The organism is Micromonospora arida, from assembly GCF_003857035.1.
In the GTDB taxonomy this organism is placed as follows: domain Bacteria; phylum Actinomycetota; class Actinomycetes; order Mycobacteriales; family Micromonosporaceae; genus Micromonospora; species Micromonospora arida.
Genome location: NZ_QGSY01000087.1, coordinates 26,969 through 47,890, shown reverse-complemented (window position 1 = coordinate 47,890; position 20,922 = coordinate 26,969). Strand labels below are relative to the sequence as shown.

General features: G+C 72.3%; 21 protein-coding genes. 6 read left to right on the top strand and 15 right to left on the bottom strand.

Annotated features, from left to right (window positions below):
* Positions 1 to 10 precede the first annotated feature (10 nt).
* From DLJ58_RS03445 to DLJ58_RS03390, 12 genes are read right to left on the bottom strand one after another with little or no spacing between them, the layout of a single operon-like run.
* Entirely contained in the window at positions 11 to 388 is a 378-nt protein-coding gene (locus DLJ58_RS03445; RefSeq protein ID WP_124853814.1) for a Zn-ribbon domain-containing OB-fold protein, read from the bottom strand.
* On the bottom strand, positions 388 to 1,530 hold the full coding sequence (locus DLJ58_RS03440) for an acetyl-CoA acetyltransferase (RefSeq protein WP_124853813.1): 1,143 nt from the start codon (positions 1,528 to 1,530) through the stop codon (positions 388 to 390). Before DLJ58_RS03440 ends, DLJ58_RS03445 begins: the two co-directional genes overlap by 1 nt.
* Positions 1,527 to 1,970, bottom strand: coding sequence for a MaoC family dehydratase (locus DLJ58_RS03435; protein ID WP_124853812.1), 444 nt, complete (start codon positions 1,968 to 1,970; stop codon positions 1,527 to 1,529). Before DLJ58_RS03435 ends, DLJ58_RS03440 begins: the two co-directional genes overlap by 4 nt.
* Positions 1,967 to 2,467 (bottom strand): FAS1-like dehydratase domain-containing protein, encoded by a 501-nt coding sequence (locus tag DLJ58_RS03430; protein WP_124853811.1) that lies wholly within the window; start codon positions 2,465 to 2,467, stop codon positions 1,967 to 1,969. Before DLJ58_RS03430 ends, DLJ58_RS03435 begins: the two co-directional genes overlap by 4 nt.
* Positions 2,464 to 3,690, bottom strand: a complete 1,227-nt coding sequence (locus tag DLJ58_RS03425) for a RidA family protein (RefSeq protein ID WP_124853810.1) — start codon at positions 3,688 to 3,690, stop codon at positions 2,464 to 2,466. Before DLJ58_RS03425 ends, DLJ58_RS03430 begins: the two co-directional genes overlap by 4 nt.
* Positions 3,687 to 5,081 carry an MmgE/PrpD family protein gene (locus DLJ58_RS03420; protein WP_124853809.1) on the bottom strand — a complete coding sequence of 465 codons (1,395 nt, stop codon included), beginning with the start codon at positions 5,079 to 5,081 and terminating at the stop codon, positions 3,687 to 3,689. The genes DLJ58_RS03425 and DLJ58_RS03420 overlap by 4 nt, the downstream gene beginning before the upstream one ends.
* Positions 5,078 to 6,346, bottom strand: a complete 1,269-nt coding sequence (locus DLJ58_RS03415; protein WP_124853808.1) for a CaiB/BaiF CoA transferase family protein — start codon at positions 6,344 to 6,346, stop codon at positions 5,078 to 5,080. The genes DLJ58_RS03420 and DLJ58_RS03415 overlap by 4 nt, the downstream gene beginning before the upstream one ends.
* Entirely contained in the window at positions 6,343 to 7,377 is a 1,035-nt protein-coding gene (locus DLJ58_RS03410) for an LLM class flavin-dependent oxidoreductase (protein WP_124853807.1), read from the bottom strand. The genes DLJ58_RS03415 and DLJ58_RS03410 overlap by 4 nt, the downstream gene beginning before the upstream one ends.
* Positions 7,374 to 7,913, bottom strand: a complete 540-nt coding sequence (locus DLJ58_RS03405) for a MaoC family dehydratase (protein ID WP_124853806.1) — start codon at positions 7,911 to 7,913, stop codon at positions 7,374 to 7,376. Before DLJ58_RS03405 ends, DLJ58_RS03410 begins: the two co-directional genes overlap by 4 nt.
* Positions 7,913 to 9,454, bottom strand: coding sequence for a class I adenylate-forming enzyme family protein (locus DLJ58_RS03400; protein ID WP_244218767.1), 1,542 nt, complete (start codon positions 9,452 to 9,454; stop codon positions 7,913 to 7,915). The genes DLJ58_RS03405 and DLJ58_RS03400 overlap by 1 nt, the downstream gene beginning before the upstream one ends.
* 46 nt (positions 9,455 to 9,500) lie before the next feature.
* Positions 9,501 to 10,298: an SDR family oxidoreductase gene (locus tag DLJ58_RS03395; RefSeq protein WP_124853805.1), complete on the bottom strand. Its 798-nt coding sequence runs from the start codon at positions 10,296 to 10,298 to the stop codon at positions 9,501 to 9,503.
* A gap of 39 nt (positions 10,299 to 10,337) precedes the next feature.
* Entirely contained in the window at positions 10,338 to 11,012 is a 675-nt protein-coding gene (locus DLJ58_RS03390; protein WP_124853804.1) for an isochorismatase family protein, read from the bottom strand.
* A 223-nt stretch (positions 11,013 to 11,235) separates the two neighbouring features.
* On the opposite strand from DLJ58_RS03390, the gene DLJ58_RS03385 reads away from it, so the two are divergent.
* Complete coding sequence (locus DLJ58_RS03385; RefSeq protein ID WP_158629541.1) at positions 11,236 to 12,102, top strand: DUF4437 domain-containing protein; 867 nt, start codon at positions 11,236 to 11,238, stop codon at positions 12,100 to 12,102.
* Positions 12,103 to 12,156: 54 nt separating this feature from the next.
* Here the strand turns inward: DLJ58_RS03385 and DLJ58_RS03380 are convergent, their stop codons facing one another.
* Positions 12,157 to 13,578 (bottom strand): dihydroorotase, encoded by a 1,422-nt coding sequence (locus DLJ58_RS03380; protein ID WP_124853802.1) that lies wholly within the window; start codon positions 13,576 to 13,578, stop codon positions 12,157 to 12,159.
* 110 nt (positions 13,579 to 13,688) lie between these two features.
* Between DLJ58_RS03380 and DLJ58_RS03375 the strand changes: the two genes are divergently transcribed.
* The 3 genes from DLJ58_RS03375 to DLJ58_RS03365 are packed head-to-tail and all read left to right on the top strand — an operon-like array spanning position 13,689 to position 17,203.
* Positions 13,689 to 14,894, top strand: a complete 1,206-nt coding sequence (locus tag DLJ58_RS03375; RefSeq protein ID WP_124853801.1) for a CaiB/BaiF CoA transferase family protein — start codon at positions 13,689 to 13,691, stop codon at positions 14,892 to 14,894.
* Positions 14,895 to 15,737: a cyclase family protein gene (locus tag DLJ58_RS03370; RefSeq protein ID WP_244218766.1), complete on the top strand. Its 843-nt coding sequence runs from the start codon at positions 14,895 to 14,897 to the stop codon at positions 15,735 to 15,737.
* A complete protein-coding gene (locus DLJ58_RS03365; RefSeq protein WP_124853800.1) occupies positions 15,734 to 17,203 on the top strand; it encodes an MmgE/PrpD family protein in 1,470 nt (489 codons plus the stop codon). Before DLJ58_RS03370 ends, DLJ58_RS03365 begins: the two co-directional genes overlap by 4 nt.
* A 73-nt stretch (positions 17,204 to 17,276) precedes the next feature.
* On the opposite strand, the gene DLJ58_RS03360 is transcribed toward DLJ58_RS03365, so the two are convergent.
* A complete protein-coding gene (locus tag DLJ58_RS03360; RefSeq protein ID WP_124853799.1) occupies positions 17,277 to 18,119 on the bottom strand; it encodes an HpcH/HpaI aldolase/citrate lyase family protein in 843 nt (280 codons plus the stop codon).
* Positions 18,120 to 18,221: 102 nt separating this feature from the next.
* On the opposite strand from DLJ58_RS03360, the gene DLJ58_RS03355 reads away from it, so the two are divergent.
* Positions 18,222 to 18,929, top strand: coding sequence for a hypothetical protein (locus DLJ58_RS03355; protein ID WP_124853798.1), 708 nt, complete (start codon positions 18,222 to 18,224; stop codon positions 18,927 to 18,929).
* A gap of 14 nt (positions 18,930 to 18,943) precedes the next feature.
* On the opposite strand, the gene DLJ58_RS03350 is transcribed toward DLJ58_RS03355, so the two are convergent.
* Positions 18,944 to 19,762, bottom strand: coding sequence for an IclR family transcriptional regulator (locus tag DLJ58_RS03350; RefSeq protein WP_124853797.1), 819 nt, complete (start codon positions 19,760 to 19,762; stop codon positions 18,944 to 18,946).
* A gap of 205 nt (positions 19,763 to 19,967) precedes the next feature.
* On the opposite strand from DLJ58_RS03350, the gene DLJ58_RS03345 reads away from it, so the two are divergent.
* Positions 19,968 to 20,921 (top strand): flavin reductase, encoded by a 954-nt coding sequence (locus DLJ58_RS03345; protein ID WP_158629540.1) that lies wholly within the window; start codon positions 19,968 to 19,970, stop codon positions 20,919 to 20,921.
* Position 20,922: the final 1 nt, after the last annotated feature.

Below are 20,922 nucleotides of genomic sequence, written 5' to 3'. Positions count from 1 at the left end.
GTAGCCTCCGTCAGCGGTGGAAGACCGGCAGCGCCCGGCCGTCGTCGAGGTCGAGCCAACCGACACGGACCGGGTCGCCGATCCGCCAGTCCTGCCCGTCGAGGGTGGACAGCACGAACGGTCCCTCGGCGAGCCGGATCCGGGCGATCGTGTACGGCACGGCAGCCCCCGGCACGGGCGCCCGATGCACCTCGGTGAACGTGTCCACGACGCCGTGGCCGGACGCCTCGACGAGCCCGAGATCCACCATCGACGAGCAGGCGGTGCACAGCGCACGCGGCGGATGCTGGACGTGCCCGCAGGACCCGCAGGTCTGCAGCGTGTAGCGGTGCTCCCGGGTGGCGTCCCACCAGCCGGCCGTCACGTCGTCGGGTGGCGGCACATGCATCACCGCACCCCCAGCACGACCGTCGCGTGCGTGGACAGGATCCCGCCGGTGCCGTGCGCCACGGCCACCCGGGCGTCGGGCACCTGCCGGGCTCCCGCCTCGCCGCGCAGTTGGCGGACCGCCTCCACCAGCAGCAGCACCCCGTACTGACCGGGATGGCAGTACGACAGGCCACCGCCGGAGGTGTCCAGCGCCAGCTCACCGCCGGGACGGATCCGGCCGTCCTGGATGAAGTCGAGCACCTCCCCCGGGCCGCAGAAGCCCAGCGCCTCGATGCTGAGCGCGGCGGTGATGGTGAACGAGTCGTACACCTCCAGCACGTCCACGTCAGCCGGTGTGATGCCGGCCCGGGCGAACGCCTCCCGGCCGGACTCGCGCGCGCCGGTGACCGTCAGGTCCTCGACCGCGGTCATCGACGTGTTCGTCGACCGTTCGCCGTACCCGAGGACCCGTACCGGCGGGTGCCGCAGGTCGCGGGCCCGGTCGAGCGTGGTGAGCACGACCGCTCCGCCGCCGTCGGTCACCAGGCAGCAGTCGGCGACGGTCAGCGGGCTGGAGACCATCGGCGCGGCGAGCACGTCGTCGACGGTCAGCGGCCCGGCGCCGTAGCGGAACGCGGCCGGGTTGAGCAGCGCCCACTCCCTGGCGGCGACCGCGATCTCGGCCAGCTTCTCCCGCGTGCCGCCGTACCGGTGGAAGTACTGCTGTGCCGCCATCGCGTAGTACGACAGCGGGTACAACGGGCCGTACGGCGCCTCGAACTGGGCCTCCGGGGTGTGCTCCTCGACGATGCCGCCGAGGCTGCGCGAGCGCGCGGAGCGCTGGTTCGACGCGAAGCTGATGACCACGGTGGACGCCTGGCCGGCGTCGATCGCCTGCGTGGCGCGGGCGACCATCATCTCGGCCGCCGACCCGCCGACGAACGTCGAGTCGACCCAGCGGGGCTGCTGCCCGAGATACTCGGCGAGCTGTGTGGTGGAGAAGCGGGACACTCCGGTGGTGGCCAGTCCGTCGACGTCGGCGAGGGTCAGCCCGGCGTCGGCGAGCGCCCGGGTGACGGCCTGGGTCTGCAGGGTGAGCGTGGACTTCCCGGTGTTGCCGAGATCGCACTCGGCCGCACCGACGATCGCGACGCCGGTCACCGCGCGGCCGGCCCGTCGGCCGCGCCGAGCAGAACCGTCGCGTGGGCAGGGCTGGCGGCGGGCCGTTGCGGGCCGTACTCGCTGGCCAGGATCGTGGCGGAGAGCTCGACCCGGACGCGGTCGGCGCCGACCTCGACCACGGTCGCCTCGCACCGCACGGTCTCGCCGGCGAACATCAGGTTCCGGAACGTGAACGACAACTCGTGCACGAAGCAGCGCGGGCCGAGCGCGTCCTGCAGCAGCTCGACGAAGAGCGCCCCGAACACCTGCCCGTCCACGACCGGGCCCGGGACCCGCGCGGCGGCCGCGAACTCGGGGTCGAAGTGCAGGCGGTACCAGTCCCAGGTCGCGCCGGCGTAGGCGACCATGTCGGTGAGCGTGATGGTGCGTTCCAGCGTGGGCAGCGCAGCCCCGACGTTCGGTGGCATCCGAGGTGTCATGCGGCACCGTCCAGGCTGACCAGGATGATCGTCTCCTCGTTGACGGCGAGCAGTTCCCCGTCCTGGTTGGTGTACGTCGCGCGCGAGGAGACCACGAGCATGTCCGCGCCGGTGCGGGTCTGCTTCTCGGTCAGGTCGTGGATCTCCCAGGTCGCGGTGATGACGTCGTCGGGGCGTACCCGGCGGTGGAAGGTGTAGCTGTTGCCGCCGCGAACCTGGCGGGTACCGGGGAGGTCGAGGTGCCAGGAGTGCCCGGCATAGCCGTCGCTGTCCATCGGGAGGTTCGCGTACTGGTTGGTTTCGCAGATGAGCGTCGGTGGGGCGGTCACGCCCGGCAGGCCCTGCGCGCGGGCGAACTCGGAGTCGGAGTAGAGCGGGTTGTCGTCGCCGACGGCCATGCCGAAGTACCGGCCGGCCGCGGCGCCGAGCGGTTCGGGCGCGGTGTAGACCTTCCTCGTGCCCAGCAGTGCGCGCAGGTCGTCGGTCAGCAGGCTCACGCCGTCTCCTCCGCTCCGCTGATATTCGGATACACCGCCGTCGGGAACACCTCGAGCAGGAACTCGGGGCGCAGCAGGGCCTTGCAGATCGCTCCGGTCGACGCCGGCCAGGGCGGGCTGAGCAGCCGTTCCCGCACGCCGGCCACGCCCCGGTACGCCGACAGCGCGGACTCGACGCAGTATTCGGTCGTCTCCAGCAGGTGTTCCGGTCCGAGGCCGGCGTGGCGCAGCAGGTGCAGGATCGCGCCGTACGTCGCCTCGGCCTGCGCCACGATGTCGTCGGGGTGCAGGGCCTGCTGCGTCTGCATGTCCAGCGCCGCGAACCCGGACATGTACAGGGTCCGGCCGGCCCTGACCCCGGGGGCGTAGGTGAGCGTGTCGTAGCGGGACCAGCCGGGGTTGACCAGTTCCAACCGGTGCCGGGAGGCGGTGACGTCGATCGCGACGAGCGCGTCCGGGTGGTGCAGCCGGCTCATCAGGATGCCGCCCGCGCCCGGGTACACGCCGGCGCCGCCGAGGCGTTCCCGCCGCACGCGGTGCGTCCGGCGGTACACGTCGCGGGTCTCCGGCGTCGAGTAGTCGTAGGTCGTGACGACCGCGTCGAGGGACAGCCCGACCGCCGTGAGCAGGTCGCCCGCCCGGTCCAGGCAGTAGGCGTACTGCGCGGCGAAATCCCCCGGGTGGACCACGGCGCCGGTGGCGTCGACCGGGAGCATCGTCGGTAGGTACACCGCGCCGTCGTGGCCGGTCCGCACGGTGGAGGCCTGCCACGCGCCGGCCGGCCGGGGCTCGCTGGCGGCCAGCACCTCGCCGCCGCCGCGGACCGCGTGCAGCTCGACCTCCAGCAGCGCGGTACGCCGCACGAGCCGCTCGACGACGACCGTCCGCAGCACGGGCTCGTGGTCGCCGAAGACCTCCCGTCGGACCGCCGCGGCCGCCTCGTACTCGGCGAGCCCGGCGACCGTCACGTTCTCGGTGACCCGGGTGACGTCCTGCGGCCCGAACTCGGCGGCCGCCAGGATCGTCAGCACCTTCTCGTACGCGGTGCGCGCCTGCGCCGCCATCTCCCCGGTGACCGTCATCCTGCCGACGGCCTCGTCGAAAGCGGCCGAGGTGTGGCCGGAGGTCCAGGCCGCGTCGCCCTCGGCGAGGCCGAGGCAGAACGTGAAGCCGTCGTACGGGAACCAGCGGAAGGAGGGCGGTTTGATGGCGTGTGGCGTCACGGGCGGTCCCTGCCTGTACCGGCGGCGGCCAGCGCCGCCATGAGCGGTTCGATGGTGTCCAGCTCGTCGAGACGGGACAGCAGGTCGACGACGTCTGTGGTGTCGCCACCGGCGTTGCCGTGGAACTTCGCGACGAGCTGCTCGTCGGTCAGCGGGTTGTCCGGGCCGCCGGCGCTGCGTGGCACGCTGCCGGGAACGGCCGAGCCGTCGACGAGCGTGATGCGGGCGGTGCCGGGCGCGTCGGCTGCGGGGCCGCCGGTGGGGGCAAGGTGCCAACGCACCAGCCGGGCAACGCGTTCCACCTCGGGTCGGGCGAGCGAGTCCGGCTCGTACGTTGCGGTGGTCAGGTCACCGTCGACGACGGCGGCGGCGATGCTCCACGGCAGCGAGAACTTCGCCGCGTACGGCGACACCGGCCGCGCCAGGTCCCGCCGGGTGTCGCAGACCGTGGGCACCGAGTCGGGGTGCACGTCGACGTCGATCGCGGCGACGTCGCCGGAACGGACACCGCCGCGGCGCACCGCGTCGCGGACCGCGTCGATCGCGGCGTGGGAGAGCTGGCACGCCGGGTACGGCTTGATGCCGATCCGGGTGGTCTCCCAGCGTGTGCCGAGCTCGGCGGTGATGGACGCGAGGTCGACCGCGCCGCTGGCCAGTGCGTCGTAGACACCGTGCGGGCCGTCGAGGACGTTCGCCGGGCCGCCGGCCCCGGCCGCGGCCAGCCGGGCGGCGAGGATGCCGGCGTGCGCGGCGAATCCCGGGTGCAGCTGCTTCGTCGAGGCTCCACTGTGCAGGAACGCGAGGAGCCCGCCGGCCTGGCTGCCTGCGATGCCGAGCGCGTCGGTCGTCCGCGCGGCGTCGAGGCCGAGCAGCCGGGACGCGACGATCGCCGAGGAGAACACGCCGGCCACCATCGTGGCGTGCAGCCCGCGGGCGTGGAAGCCGTGCGACGCGGCGGCGGCGACCCGGCACACGGTTTCGTAGCCGACGACGGCGGCCTCGAGCACGGCCCGGCCGGGCGCGCCGACCTGCTCGCCGACGGCGAACGCGGCCGGCAGCACCACGGCTGTGGCGTGCACGAGGCCGCCGGCGTGGGTGTCGTCGAAGTCCAGTGCGTGCACGAGGGTGCCGTTGGCGAGCGCGGCGGCGGGCGCACCGACGCGGCCCCGCGACCCGATGATCGTCGCCTCCGGCGGCCCGCCGAGTCCCCGGGCGACGACGACGGCCGGTATCGACGACGGCCCACCGGGCTCCCCCGTGGTCGGGCTGGCGCGCAGCCCACCCAACGCCGTTCCGACCCCGTCGAGCAGGTGCCGCAGCGCTGCGACCCGGACCGCGGCCGGCACTTCGACGTGGCCCGTGCCCCACTCGGCAAGCTCCTCGGCGATCATCGTGACATGGCTGTGGTGTCGAGGCCGTCAGGGGTGTCGGGGGTGTTCGCGCCGTGTGCCGGCTCGGCATCGCCGAACGCGCCGGCCGCCCGCAGCGCCACCACCTGCTGCGCGTCCAGGCCCAGGATCTCCTCGGTGACGAGTGCGAGGTCCTCGTTGCGCTGCGGTGCCCGGCGGTAGGTGGGCGTCTCGTCGCCGACCCGCACCGGGGACGCGAGCTGCCGTACCTCGCCGTAGCGGGGGTGGTCGGTGGTGACCACGAGGTTCCGGGCGGCGGTGTGCTCGTCCACCAGGGCCGCGCCGACGTCGTTGATCGGGCCGCACGGGATCGACCCGGCGTAGAGCTGCGTGAGCCAGTCGTCGACGGTCTTCTGCCGGAAGATCGCCTCCAACCGGGGCACCAGGTCGGCGCTGTGCTCCCGCCGGCTGGCGAAGGTCGCGTACGGCGAGCCGGCCTCGGCCCACTCCGGGTGGCCGACGATCTGGCACAGCCGGGCCCAGAACTTCTCCTTCGCGCAGCCGACGACCATCCAGCCGTCCTTGGCCTCGAACGCCTGGAACGGCACGAGCGACGGGTGGGCCGAGTGGTGTGTGCGGCCCGGCTGGAACCCGGTGTTCAGGTGCCACGTCGCGGGATAGGTCAGCATCGACACCGCGGTGTCGTAGAGGCTGACGTCGCAGTCCATCCCGACGCCGTCGCGGCGGGCGGCGTGCACCCCGGCCAGCAGCGAGATCGCGGCCACGAAGCCGCCCGAGTAGTCCACCAGTGACAGTCCGGACTTGGTGGGCGGTCCGTCCGGCTCACCGGTCAGCTCCATCCAGCCGGCGAGACCCTGCAACACGTAGTCGTAGCCGGGTTCCTGCTTGCGCGGCCCGGTCATCCCGAACCCGGTCAGCGACACGCACACGATGCGCGGGTTGAGGTGCTTGAGGTCGTCGTACCGGATGCGCAGCTTCTCCGGCACGTCCCCGCGCAGGTTGGAGTAGACGACGTCGGAGACCGCGACGAGTTGTTCGAAGACGCCGCGCCCGGCGGCGGTACCCAGATCGAGAGAGACGCTGCGCTTGTTGCGGTTGAACGTCTCGAAGAAGAGCGAGTCCTCGTCCTCGGCGTACGGCGGCACGTACCGGCCGACGTCGCCGCCGGCCCGCGGGTCCTCGATCTTGATGACCTGGGCGCCGAGGTCGGCCAGGTGCACGCTGCCGAACGGCCCGGCGCCGTACTGCTCGACCGCGATGATGCGCAGGTCCTCCAGCGGTCTCACGTGGTCGCTCCCGTCAGCTCGCCGATCAGCGCGATGATCTCGTCCTGGGCCGCGCGGATCTCGACGGCAGGCAGCCCGTGGGTCGGCGGGCTCAGCTTCACGGTGTCGGCGATGCCGTCATAGGCCGCGATCCGGGCGGCGACGTCGTCGCGGGTGCCGGCCATGGTGAGCGCGTCGACCATCCGGTCGCTGACGCTGCCCGCGAGGTGGTCCGCGCCGGCACCGGCCCGGAACGCGTCGATGACGGCCTGCTGGTCCTCGGCGAGGCCGTGGAACGCGAAGAAGTCGGCGTAGGTGCGGACCGTGGCGTAGAAGCCGACCACACCGGCGGCGCGGCGGCGGGCGAGCGCGGGGTCGGCGGCCACCGAGCAGCACGCGGAGACGACGACGTCGACGTCGTGGCGGGTCTTGCCGTCCGCGCGGTCGATGCCGAGGGTGAGGTCGGGCAGGATGTGCTCCCGCAGGTACCCCGGTGAGCACAGCTCGTGGCTGATCCAGCCGTCGCCGATCTCGCCGGCCAACCGGGTCATCAGCGGGCCCATCGCGGCCAGGTACACCGGGATCGGCCGCTCCGGAACGGGGTACGGCCGCTCGTAACCGCGGATGTGCATCGGCTCGAACTCGCCGTCGGCACGGATCTCGGCGCCGGTGGTGCAGGCGTCCCAGAACAGCCGGATGTTGTGGACCGTCTCGCGCAGGTGACCGACCGGCTTGCCGAACGGCACGTTGTGCCATTGCTCGTTGAGCCGGCGCACCCCGGAGCCGAGGCCGATCACGAACCGGCCACCGGACAGCTCGTCCAGGTCGAGCGCTTCCAGCGCGGTGATCATCGGGCTGCGGGTGAACGCCAGGACGATCGAGGTGCCGATCCGTGCGGTCGACGTCGCCCCGGCCAGGGCCGCGGCGGTGCCGGTCGCGCTCCGGTGCAGCTCCGAGGCCCACAGCACCTCGGCGCCCGCGCGTTCCGCCCGGCGCCCGGCGTCGGCCAGCTCCGCGAGCGTCTCCCCCCACGGCTGGTACGTGAGCCTCATGCCGTTTCCTTGCTGTCGCCGTCGAGGGAGAGTGGGGACTTCCCCACCGGGAAGAGGTTTTGCAGCTGTTCGGCACCCCGGCGGTACACATAGAACGTGCGCTTGAAGGAGCAGACCTCGTCGCCGTGCTGGTTCAGCGTGCGGGTGCGCACCGTGACGATGCCGGCATGCGGGCGGGACGCAGACTCGCGCTTCTCCAGCACGAGTGACTCGCTGTAGAGCGTGTCACCGGCGAACACCGGGTGGGTCATCCGGATCTCGTCCCAGCCGAGGTTCGCGAACGCGTTCTGGGTCAGGTCGGTGACGCTCTGCCCGACCGCGATGGCCACCGTGAGCGTCGACACCACGAGCGGCTTGCCGAACTCCGACCGTGCGGCGTACTCGGCGTTGAAGTGCATCTCGTTGGTATTCATGGTCAGCAGCGTGAACCAGGTGTTGTCGGTCTCCGTGACGGTGCGTCCCAGCGGGTGCTGGTAGACATCTCCGATTTCGAAGTCCTCGAAGAACCGCCCGGTCCAGCCTTGCTTGAGCCCCATCAGCCACTCTCCTTCTGACCACGCGCGAGGTACCCGTCGCGGATCATCCGCTTGAGGATCTTGCCGCTCGGGTTGCGCGGCAACGCGTCGACGACGTGCCACTCGCGGGGCACCTTGTAGCGCGCCACGTGCTGCCGGACGTGGCCCTCCAGGGCTCCGACGTCGATCAGCGTCCCCGGGCGGCCCACCACGAACGCGGCGATGCGCTCGCCGTACACCTCGTCGGGCACGCCGATGACGGCGACCTCGTCGACCGGCTGGTGGCGGGCGATGACCTCCTCGATCTCGCGCGGAAAGATGTTGACCCCGCCCGCGATGATCATGTCGTTCTTCCGGTCGAAGATGGTGATGAAGCCCTCCTCATCGCGCACGGCCACGTCGCCGACGGAGAAGAACCCGTCGGCGTCGTATCCGGCCCGGGTGGCCTCCTCGTCGTCGAGGTACCCGGCCAGCAGCAGAGGCGAGCGGGCGAACAGCTCGCCGGGCTCACCCGGGGAGACCTCGTTGCCGTCGTCGTCCTTGAGCCGGATCTCGTTCCAGAACCAGGGATGCCCGACACTGCCGGCCCGTTCCAGGGCGAACTCGGGGCGCAGGTTGGTGACGATGGAGCACTCGGTCGAGCCGTACAGCTCGTGCACGTCGACGCCGGGGAACGCGGCGATCACCCACTCCTTCAGCGCGACCGGCAACGCGGCGGCGTTGAAGTAGAGCGTCCGCAGCGCCGACAGGTCGTACCGGGCGGCCGGCTCCTCGCAGAACCGGCGGAGGTGCTGGGCGTGCGTGGGCACCAGGAACACCGTGGAGGCGCGACTGGAGGCCATCAGGTCCAACAGCCGCTCCGGATCCCAGGTCGGCAGCACGCTGCACGAGCCGCCGAGCATCGGGGCGGTGTAGGCGAACGCGAACCCCGCGCCGTGGTACATCGGTGCGACGGCGATCGTGCTGCGGTTGGGGCCGAGCCCGTAGTCCAGCCCGACTCCGAACGCGGTGAGGACCCGCCCCCGGTGGGTCAGCAGGACGCCCTTGGGCCGCCCGGTCGTGCCGGAGGTGTAGGTGACGCAGAACGGGTCGAGTTCGTCGACGGGGACCTGCGGATCGACCGCGCGGCCCTGTCCCAGGAACGTCTCGTACCGCTGGCCGACCTCGCCGGCGAAGCTGAGCACGAGCGGCAGGTCGTCGAGCAGGCCGTCGACGTTGCCGGCCAGTTCGTCGGCCAGGATGATCCCCCTCGCCCGGGAGTGGGCGAGGATGTAGGCGTTGTCCGAGCTGTTGTTCTTCGTGTTCAGCGGCACGGTCGGGATGCCGGCCTTGGCCATCGCCGCCGATATCTCGAAGTACTCGTAGCGGTTGTTGCTCAGCACCGCGATCCGCTCACCGGGGGCGACGCCGTGCGCGAGCGTCGCGGACGCGAGCCGGTTGGAGCGCTCGTCGAGCGCGCCGAACGTCACGGTGTGGTCGCCGTCGACGACCGCGACCCGGCCCGGCGTGGCCCGGCCGAACTCGCGGATCCCGGCGGCCATGTTGAGCTGCACACCCTTCACCCGGTGCCGTCCTTCCCTGAGTCATTGATGTGCATGACGGCCCCGGTCAGAGCCCGTAGCGGGCGAGCACGTCCCGCTTGCCGGGAATGAGAAACTTGCGGGTCATCCGGCCGGTGGTGAGCCACGCGATCGCGTCGCCGTTCCTGGTGCTCGCCAGCATCCGCTCGACCAGGTACGGCGCGACGTCGTCGACGTGGTCGCAGAGGATGTTCAGCTGCCGGCGCTGCCGCGCCACCTGCTCCGGCGCGACGGCGGCCTCGCGCAGCCACCCCTCGGTGATGAGGATGCCGGGGCGGATCTGGCCGATCCGCACGCCGGTACCGGTGACCTCCTTGGCCAGTGCCCGGGTGAAGGAGTCCAGACCGCGCTTGGTGGCCGCGTAGACCCCCATCCCGGGGCGGATCCGGCCGTCGCTGCCGCCGCCGAGCACGTTGAAGACTTGGCCGCCGCCTGCGGTGAGCATGCCGCGGACGGCGACCTGCGACCCGTACACGGTGCCGAGCATGTTCGTGGTGACCATCGTCCGGACGTCCTCCGGCGTGGTGTCGACGATCGGCCGGGTGGTGTTGGCGACACCGGCGTTGTTGATCCACAGGTCGACGCCGCCCAGCGCGTCGACCGCGGCGCTCCACATCCGCTCGACCTGCTCGACGTCGGTGACGTCCACGGCGAACCCGTGGACGGCGGCACCTGCGGCGGCCTGTGGGCGCAGCCGTGCGACGGCGTCGTCCACGGCCGTCCGCGAGCGCCCCGAGACGACGACGGAGTGGCCCCGCGAGAGCAGCTCGCGGGCGAGCGCGAAGCCGATCCCCCTGGTGCTGCCGGTGATGACTGCCTTACGCATGACTGCTCCTGCCCACTCAAGTCGGGAGAACGGGTCCGGTCAGTGGTCGGCCAACCGGGCGACCGCGTCGGCCAGCGGCACCACGTCGGCATACTTGGCGTCGAGGTCGAAGAGGTTGGCCTCGTGCGGGCCGGGATCGCGGTCGGCGCACGCCTCGCGCACCACCATCGGGCGGAACCCGTGTTGCAGAGCGTCCACCGCCGACGCGCGGACGCAGCCGCTGGTGGAGAAGCCGCCGAGCACCACCGTGTCGACGCCGGCCGCGGTGAGCCAGGCGGCCAGGGCGGTTCCGGCGAAGGCGCTGGCGTAGTGCTTGTACACGATGTGATCGCCCGGGGCAGGCGTGACCTGGGTCGGGAAGTCGCCGAGTGGGTTGCCGGCGGCGAACGCGGTCAGCGCCGGCACCTTCGCGGCGAACAGCGGCGCTTCGGCGCAGGACTCGTCGGCGTACCGCACCGCGGTGAAAGCCACCGGAACCCGGGCCGCGCGGGCCGCCGCAGCCAGCGCGGCCATCGCGGCCATCGCGGCCTCCGCGGTGGCCAGGAACAGCGGCGACGAGGGTACGGCGTACGCGGCGACGGGGTCGACCAGCACGAGCGCGGGCCGGGTGCCCCAGCCGAGCCGGCGGGCGAACCCGGCACCGGCGTAGTCGGCATCGAGCCTGCCAGCGCGCGCGGTACCGCCGGGGGTGGCGGACAACTCGGCACCATTCATTCGACGCATCGTATGCGCTGGATACATCGTTTCGCTAGGGGGAACATTGCGGGACGACGGGCTTGCCGTGCCCGTGGAAACAGTGTTTCCATTGCAGCCATGCTGGTCCCGGACGGCGCCGATCTCACCATCGCCGACTGCCGGGCGCCCTGCACCTCCGGCTGGGGGCGCCGCCCGCAAACGCCGCCGGGAAGACCCTGAAACGCGAAGTGAGGAGCAGCGGGTGCGAGCGCACGTGGAACTGATTCACGAGAATGACTACATCTGGCACGTCGGGGAGCTGCCGCACGGCGAGGGCGGGGTCCACGAACGCCGGCTCTCCACAGACGAGGAGGACGGATCGTCCTCCCTGGCGTTGCGGTTCGACAGCGACTGGGGGCGCGGGCCGGGCGTGCCGCACGCCGACACCGAGTTCTTCGTACGGTCCGGCTCGCTGATCTACGGCGGTCAGGAGATCGGCCCGGGCGGCTATCTTCAGGTGCCCAGGGGCGTACCGATGGACTGGATCAAGATCCGCGAGGGCTCGTCGGTGCTGCACTGGCGCGAGTACGGCGACTGCGGTTTCGACGTCGAGAAGGCACAGTGGAGCCCGGCGTCAGCGCGGTGGGAGACCGCCGTCGGCGAGGTGACGGTGGTGGATTCCAACGACATGGAGTGGACCGCCGCCCCGACGGTCGGGCCGATCACCCCGCTCTACATCAAGCTGCTGCACCGCGACCCGGTGACCAACTTCTACACCCGCCTGATCCGGGCCCACAAGGGCTGGAGCGACCACCGGCTGGCCCACCACCCCTGCTACGAGGAGTTCTACACGCTCGGCGGGAAGATGGCGTACAACTTCGGCGACATCGACGAGGGCACCTACTGCTTCCGGCCGGCCGGGGTGAAGCACGGCCACTTCGTCGCCGAGACCGACATCGACTGGATCATCCGATCGGACGGCGAGCTGATCAACTGGTACACCACCGATGAGTGGGTCAAGTGGGGCGGCACGGCGACCAACTACCACGAGCACGACGAGGCGCCGGTCATCTCCACCCTGCCGGTGCGGTCCCGTTCGCGCGGCCCCTGGTCCGGCGACGGGATGTGATGGCGACGGGTGTGACGCGGCCACGACCGCCGCCGCGTCACACCCCGGTCACACCTAGCGGGTGACGTACATTCCCTGCGGCACTCCGGTGACCGCGCCGTCGCGGTATGCGACGTGCCCGCGGACCACCGTCGCGACCGGCCAGCCGCGGACCTTGCGCCCCTCGAACGGACAGTGGTCCTGCCCGGACAGCAGCAGGTCGGTCGTCACCTCCCGCTCCAGGTCAGGGTCGACGATCGCCAGGTCGGCGTCCGCGCCCACCACGAGGTTGCCCTTGCGCCCCCACAGGCCGTACGCCCGCGCGGGGTTCGCCGAGGCAAGCTCCGCGATCCGGGCCGGCGACAGCCCACGCTTGTGCATCCCCTCGCTGATCAGCAGCGGGTAGAGCAGCGCGGTGCCGCCGAAGCCGGGCAGGGCCGGCCAGAGCGCGTCGCCCTTGTGCTCCTCGGTGCAGCACGCGTGGTCGGAGGCCACCCAGTCGACCGAACCGTCGAGCACGCCGGCCCACAGCGCCTCGGTGTCGGCCACCGTGCGGATCGGGGGGTTCACCTTGCCGCCCAGCCCGGTCAGCGCGTCGTAGGACAGGCAGAGATGGTGCAGTGTGACCTCGGCCCGGATGTCGGCGCCGGGCAGCGCGGCGCGGGCCGCCCGGGCCGCGTCCAGCGCGTCGGCCGACGACAGGTGCAGCAGGTTGACCGGGCAGCCGGTGGCGCCAGCCAGGGTGGTGGCCTCGCCGATGGCGACCCGCTCGGTGAGCGGCGGGCGGGCGTCGGAGTATGCCTTGAGGGTCTGCGGGTCACCGGCCGCCCGGACCCGGTCGATGAACAGCCGCATCAGCTCGGACTGCTCGCAGTGCAGCGACAGCGACACGCGCCGGTCCGGGCCGTTGGCCGCCGCGACCGCCTCCATGATCTGGTAGAGGTGCCCCAGGTCGTATTCGTCGCTCATCGTGAAGGACTTGGCGTCGCGGGAGTCCGCGCTGAGGTTGAAGCCCTTGTAGAACATGTAGTACTTGAACGACGACACCCCATGCTCATCGACCAGTGTGGGCACCTCGCCGACCTGTGCGGTGTCCATCGGCGCGAGGTGGAACCCGTAGTCGGTGTAGGCGCGCCCACCCACGGCCGCGAGCACCTCCGGGAAGATGTCGGCGTACGCGCCGGTGCGGTTGAGGTAGTGCTGCCCGGTCCGGAAGTAGGACAGCACCGTGGTCGCCCCGCCGACCAGGGAGGATCGGGTCTCCTCGGCGGCGTCCTCGGCGAGCGACCGGTAGATGCCCAGGTGGTAGTGCGCGTCCACCGCGCCGGGGAAGACCAGCCTGGCGTTGGCGTCGAGCACCTCGGCGGCGTCGGCCGGGTCGAGGTCGGCCCCGATGGCGGCGATCCGGCCGTCACGGGTGGCGAGATCAGCCCGGACCGTTCCCACGTACGGCAGCACCAGCATGCCGCCCTTGACCAGCAGGTCGTAACGCGCCACCGCGTACCCCCTTCATCGTCTGCGTTTCGGACAATGTAACGGGGTTTCCATTGCTGAGAAAGGGCGGTTAGATTGACGTCCCAACCTCGGTCGGTCCCAGTGGAGGTCCCGTGCCCGGTGCACTGAACGGCATCACGGTGGTGGACGCCTCGACGCTCTTCGCCGGTCCCCTGGCCGCCACCATCCTCGGCGACTACGGCGCCGAGGTCATCAAGATCGAGCATCCGGTCAAGGGTGACCCCGCGCGGGGCCACGGCCCGGCCAAGGACGGCGTGCCGCTGTGGTGGACCATGCTCGGCCGCAACAAGCAGACGGTCACGCTCGACCTCGGCCGGCCCGCGGGCGCCGCGCTGGCCCGCCGGTTGCTCGCCGAGGCCGACGTGCTGATCGAGAACTTCCGGCCCGGCACGTTGGAGCGCTGGGGCCTGGCCCCGGATTCGCTGCAGGAGCACAACCCCGGGCTGGTCGTCGCCCGGGTCACCGCGTTCGGCCAGCACGGGCCGTACCGTGACCGGCCCGGCTTCGGCACCCTGGCCGAGGCGATGAGTGGCTTCGCGGCCATCACCGGTCAACCGGACGCTCCACCCACACTGCCGCCGTTCGGGCTCGCCGACGGCATCGCCGCGCTCACCTGCGCCCAGGCCGTCATGACAGCGCTCTACCACCGCGACGCCGGGCGACCCGCCGGTACCGGCCCCGGACAGGTCATCGACCTGGCGATCATCGAGCCGCTGGTCACCGTGCTCGGCATGCAGGCGATGGCGTACGACCAGCTCGGCACTGTGCAGCAGCGCAGCGGCAACCGGTCGGTCAACAACGCCCCGCGCAACACCTACCGCACCCGCGACGGCCGCTGGGTGGCGATCTCCACCAGCGCCCAAGCCATCGCCGAACGGGTGCTGCGGCTCGTCGGGCACCCCGAGGTGATCGACGAACCGTGGTTCGCCAACGGCGTCACCCGAGCACAGCACGCCGACGAGCTCGACGGCTACGTCGGGGGCTGGGTCGCCGAGCGGGATCTCGCCGAGGTGGTCGCCGAGTTCGAGGCGGCCCAGGCTGCGGTGGCCCCGATCTACGACATCGCCGACGTCTTCGCCGACCCGCAGTACCAGGCCCTGGACACCGTGACCACGGTGGAGGATCCGGTGCTCGGTCCGCTACGGATGCCCAATGTGCTGTACCGAATGTCCGCGACACCCGGTGCCATCGCGTGGACCGGGCGTCCACGCGGCGCCGACAACCAGTCCGTGTACGGCGACCGGCTCGGCCTCAGCGCCGACGAGCTCGCCGACCTGCAGTCGAGAGGCGTGATCTGAGTGGGCCCACGCACCGGTGCACCGCAACCCGACCTCGACCCCGGCGTCACCGCGCTGTGGCCGGCGCTGGTCGGGGCCCGGGTCATCGACCTGGCCCAGCCGATGCGCCAGGGAATGCCCCAGTCACCGAACCACCCGCCGTTCCGGATGGTGATCGAGCGCCGCCACGGCGACCTGGTGCGCGCCGACGGCGGCAGCGCCGCCAACGAGGTCATCATCACCGGCGGGCACGTCGGGACCCACGTCGACGCGCTGGCCCACGTCTCGCAGGACGGACTCGTGCACTCCGGCCGGCCGGCCGCGGCAGCGCAGTCCCACGAAGGCTTCGCGGAGCTGGGCATCGAGACGTTCGACCCGTACGTCGGACGGGCCGTGCTGCTCGACGTCGCCGCCGTGCACTCCACCGCCGTGCTGCCGGCGGGTTACGAGATCACTCCGGACGACCTGGAGCGGGCCGCCGGGAACACCCGGATCGCACCGGGCGACGCGGTCCTGATCGGCACCGGCTGGTCACGGCGGTGGGGCGACGGAGCGGCGTTCGTCGGGCTCGCCGACGGCGTACCCGGCCCCGGGGTGGCCGCCGCGCGCTGGCTCGCCGAGCGCGCGCCCAGGGTGGTCGGTGGCGAGACCATCGCCTTCGAGCACCTCGCGCCCGGACGCGGGCACGCCACCCTGCCGGTGCACCGGATCCTGCTGGTGGAGCACGGGATCAACATCGTGGAGACGATGAACCTGGCCGCGCTGCTGGACACCGGGGTCCGGGAGTTCCTGTTCGTGCTCAACCCGCTGCCCATCGTCGGAGCCACCGGCGCCCCGGTCCGCCCGCTGGCGGTTCTGCCGTGACGGCGGGCGGAGGTACGGACGGGACCACGGCCGCGCCGGGCGACCAGCCCACGCTCAGCGCCCGGCTGGCGCGCTTCGCGGTCGACTGTCGTGACCACGGAGTACCGGACGCCGTCCGCGCCGACATCCCCGGCCGGGTGCTGGACATCCTGGGGCTGGCCCTGGCCGCGCACGCCGACCCGGGGGCCGACGCCGCGGCGGCCGCGCTGCGCTCCGTGCGGCGCTGGGGCGGCATCGGCGAGGCCACCGTCATCGGCTCCGGCGATCGGCTGCCCGCCCCGGCCGCCGCTCTGGTCAACGGGGTACTGGCCCACTCGCTGGACTTCGACGACACGCACCTGCCCTCGGTGCTGCACCCGAGCGCCAGTGTCGTGCCGGCCGCGCTCGCCGCCGCGGAGGCGGTCGAGACCGGTGCGGCCGCCGGCGGCGCGGCCCTGGTCGCGGCGGTGGCCGCCGGGATCGAGATCACCAACCGGCTCGGCATGGCCGGCTACCTGCCCGCGACAGGGGTCAACGTCTTCTTCGAGCGGGGCCAGCACGCCACCTCGATCTGCGGCACGATCGGCGCGGCCGTCGCGGCCGGCCTGCTCTACGGCCTGGACGACGTGGGCATCGGCCATGCCATCGGGATCGCCGCGAGCATGGGCGCCGGCATCCTGGAGGCCAACCGCACCGGCGGCTCGGTCAAACAGGCCCACTGCGGCTGGGCCGCCCACGCCGGGGTGAGCGCGGCGGTGCTGGCGGCCGACGGGCTGACCGGCCCGCCGACCGTGCTGGAGGGGCGGTTCGGCTTCTTCACCGCGCACACCGGCGACTTCACCGCCGACGCGCTGCTGCGCGGGCTGGGCACCGACTGGGAGGTGCTGCGCACGGTCTACAAGCCGTACCCGTCGAACCACTTCACCCACCCCGGCGTCGACTGCGCCCTCGCGCTGCGGGCTGGCGGGCTCGACCCGGCCGACGTCGCCGAGATCGAGCTGGGGGTGGCCGCCCCGGTGCTGCGCACCATCGCCGAACCCACTGCCGAGAAGACCCGCCCGCGCAGCGCGTACCACGCGAAGTTCTCCGGCCCGTACACGATCGCGGCGGCGCTGCTCGGCGGTGGTGGCCTGGGGTTGTCGCTCGACGACTTCGCCGGCGAACTGCCGGCCGACCGGCTGGCGCTGGCGGCCCGGGTCCGGTGCGTGGCCGACCCCCGGGCGTCGGAGCTGTTCCCGCGTGCGTTCGCGGCGGTGCTGCGGGTGCGCACCCGCGGCGGCGCCCTCCTGGAGCACCGGGTCGACTCGTCGCGCGGCGGGCCGCAGCATCCGTTGAGCGCGGCCGATCTGGCGACGAAGTTCCAGCTCAACGCCGAGCGGGCGGTTCCACCGGCGCAGATCGCCGCGCTGCGCGACGCCGTGCTCGGCGCCACCGGTGCCGGGGTGACGCCATCGGCGCTACTCGCGCTGACCGCCCCGGCTCGCTGAGGGCGGCCCCGGGCAGCCGTGCCCACCGCAGCCGCCGCGCGTGCCGGCAAATGCCCGGGTCCTGGGCGGGCGTCTACACGGCCAGGGCGAGCAGGCGTCGGGCGGAGCGGACCACCGCCTCGTCCACCAGCCGGCCCTGTGCGTCGAGGCAGACTCCCACGCCGTCGCGGACCGCCGCGTCGAAGCGGGCCACCAGGTCCGCCGCCGTCGCCACCTCGTCGGGTGCGGGGGTGAACACCTCGTTCACCACCGCGACCTGCGCCGGGTGGATACAGGCCCGGCCGACGAAGCCGAGCCGCCGCAGCGCCGTCGTCGACTCGCGCAGCGCGACCAGGTCCCGGAAGTCGGTGCTGACCGGCCCCACCGGAGGCTCGATGCCGACCGCCGCGCTGGCCAGCACCACCTGCGAGCGGACGAAGAGCAGTTCCCGCTCGTCCGGCCCGAGCGTGACACCGAGGTCGGCGCGCAGGTCCGCCTCGCCGAGTTGCAGCCGCCGTACCCGGGGTGCGCGGGCGATGTCGAGGACCGCGACCACGGCCGCCGCCGACTCCAGCAGCGGCACCACGGGGGTCGTACCCACCGGCGACCCGGCCGCCGACTCGGCCGCGCCGAGCACCTCGTCCAGGGCGACCAGTTCGGCGGCGGACTCAGCCTTCGCCACACAGAGCCCGGCGAGCCCCGGCCCCACGACGGTCGCCGCGTCGACGTGGCCCAACCGGCCCGGGTTGATCCGCACCCACCAGGCGACCCCGGGTGGTGCGGAGCGCAGGAAGGCGGCGACCGCCGAGCGGGCGGCGTCCTTGCCGGCCTGTGGCACCGCGTCCTCCAGGTCGACGATCACCGCGTCCGCGCCGCGCCCCGCCGCCTTGGCCAGCTTGTCGGGCGCGTCCCCGGGCACGTACAGGTACGACCTCAACGGCTTCGGGCCCTTCCGCTCGACAATGCTCCGGCGATGCGGCCATTGTTTCGACTACGAATACAGTGTTTCCATTAGTGGTCGAGACGTCAAGGAGGCCCCATGGGACCGCACCCGCACGGCTGGTGGATTCTGCTGCACATCGTGCTCTTCGTCTTCTGGCTGGGCGGAGATCTCGGGGTCTTCTGGTCGAGCCGGTTCGTCCTCAAGCCCGACCTCACTCCGGCCGCCCGAGCCACCGCGCTGAAGATCATGGGCGGGCTCGACCTGGGGCCCAAGATCTGCCTGGTGCTCTTCCTGCCCAGCGGCGTCACGCTGATGGCGCTGGACCCGCACGGCGCGCGGGTCTTCGGGATCAACCCGTTCGGCTGGCCGATCGTCGCACTGGTCTGGGTGTTCGCGGCGGCGTGGCTGGCCGCCACGATCTCCGACCACCACCGCCCGGGCCACCGTCGGTGGGTACGCCGGGGGGACTGGACGGTCCGGATCGTGCTGATCGCCGGCCTGGCCGGGACCGCGCTCTACACGCTCTTCGCCGCCGCACCGTTCGGCGTGGACACCAACCCGAGGTGGCTGGGCGGCAAGATCCTGCTGTACAGCATCGCGATCGCCTGCGGACTGGGCATCCGGCTCACCCTGCGCCCGTTCGGGCCGGCCTTCGGCGCGCTGATGACGACCGGCTCCACGCCGGAGGTGGAGCGCGCGATGCGGCGGGCGATCGACGGCTGCCTACCCTACGTGTGGGGCATCTGGGGCAGCGTGCTGGCGGCCGCGGCGCTCGGCGTGCTGAAGCCGCTCGCGGCGCTGTGACCCGGACAGGTCGGTCAGGCGCCGCTGTAGCCAAGCTGAGCGGAGATTCGGCCGGTCGCCTTCAGCAGCGACTTCGCCAGCTCAGGCGAGTCCGGCTTGAACCGCCCCACCGGCCCGGCCACGCTGACGACCGCCACCACGTGCCCGTCGTGGTCGTAGACCGGTGCGGCGATCGACGTCGCGCCGGGCTGGCGTTCGCCGCGCGAGGTGGCGTAGCCGCGCTTACGGATGGCGGCCAACTCCTTGCGCAGCTTCGCCGGGTCGGTGATGGTGCGGTCGGTGATCTCGTCGAGCCGGTGCCGTTCCAGGTAGACGTCGAGCTCGTCGTCGTCGACGAAGGCCAGGAACGCCTTGGACGAGCTGCCGGCATGCAGCGGGTACGGGATGCCGATGTTGACGTCCAGCCGCAGCTCGTGCTCAGGCACCACCTGGTCGACGTACAGCCGGGTGTCGCCCCGGCGCAGCGACAGCGTGGCGGTCTCGCCCGTCTCGGCCGCCAGCGCGCGCAGCTCCGGGCCGGCCATCGCGCGCAGGTCGGTGCGGGCCAGGTAGGCCCGGCCGAGCGTGACGGCCGCGTGGCCCAGTGCGTAGCGACGGGTGCTCGGGTCGACGGTGATCAGCTCCCGACTGCGCAGCGCCGTGAGGATACGGTGCACGGCGGCCTTGGTCAGGCCCAGCGCGGTCGCGATCTCGGTGACGCCCAGGTCCGGGCGCCCGCTGCGCCCGAAGTAGAGCAGCACGTCCATCGCCCTCTCGACCGCCGCGATCGAGCGGGACTGGCCGTCGCCGTCCTCCGCGGCCGGCGCCGTCGCCTCCGATGTCCGACTGGGCATGGTTGGGCCTCCACAGTGCTGTTCGTCCGTCCGTCTCCAGAGCAGTGTAGGGCGCTCGATTCCACCTAGCGAAACACCGTGTCCTGGGCGGGTCACCGATTTTCGGCGGCGAGGCGCCCGGACCGATCGGCGGTTGACACGGGCCACCACCCCTCGTTACGTTTCTGGTAACGACGTTTCCTCATGCGAAACGGAGACCCTGCCAGTGTCGGTCGACAGCATCACGTTCCGCTCGGCTCTCGCCCAGTGGCCCAGTGGCGTCGGTGTCGTGACCACGGTCATCGACGGCCAGCGGCACGGCATGACCGCAAGCTCGTTCTCGTCGGTCAGCCTCAACCCGCCGCTGGTCTCCGTCTGCCTGGGCGTCCACCTTCCCAGCCACGCCCTGGTGGAGCGGGCCGGCGTCTTCGCGATCAGCTTTCTCGGCAAGGGCCAGGCCGGCATCGGCCAGCGCTTCGCCGGCATGCGTCCCGAGGTCACCGACCGCTTCGCCGGGCTGGACTGGGCGCACGCCGAGACCGGCTGCCCGGTCCTGGCCAACGCGACCGCCTGGCTGGACTGCCGGGTCGTGCACGCCTATCCCGGCGGCGACCACACGATCTTCGTCGGCGAGGTGCTCGCGGCCAGCACCCCCCGGGTCGGTGCCCCGCTGCTGTTCCACTCCAGCGCGTGGAGTCAGCTCGCCGACCCGCTGCCGGAGAAGATCGACATCGCGATCGGGGGCCGACTCTCCCGCCTGCGCGCGAACACCCTGGTGACGGCCGGCTTCACGGTGCGGGCAACCCCCGGCCCGATGATCGCCGACGCCTTCCGGCCCGGCGGCGAGGATGCAACCCTCGCCGAGCTGGACCAGTTGCTGCGTGCCGGGCACACCGCCGTCACCCTGGTCGAGAAGGCCGACGCCAGCCCGGTGCAGGTGCGGGCCGTGCTCGCCGACGCCACGGTCCGCGCCCGCCGCGCCTCACTCCGGGTGCGGCTGCGGCCGCAGCGCGGGCTCGGCCTGGTCAACGCCATGGTCGCGATGAAGAGCGGCGTCACCGGCTTCGACACCACCCTCAGCGGTCGAGCGAGCGCCCTGCGCACCCGCGACCTGGTCTTTCTCGCCCGGCAACTCGGGGTGTCCTGTCCCCGGCTCCCCGCCACCAAACCAGAGGAGTGAC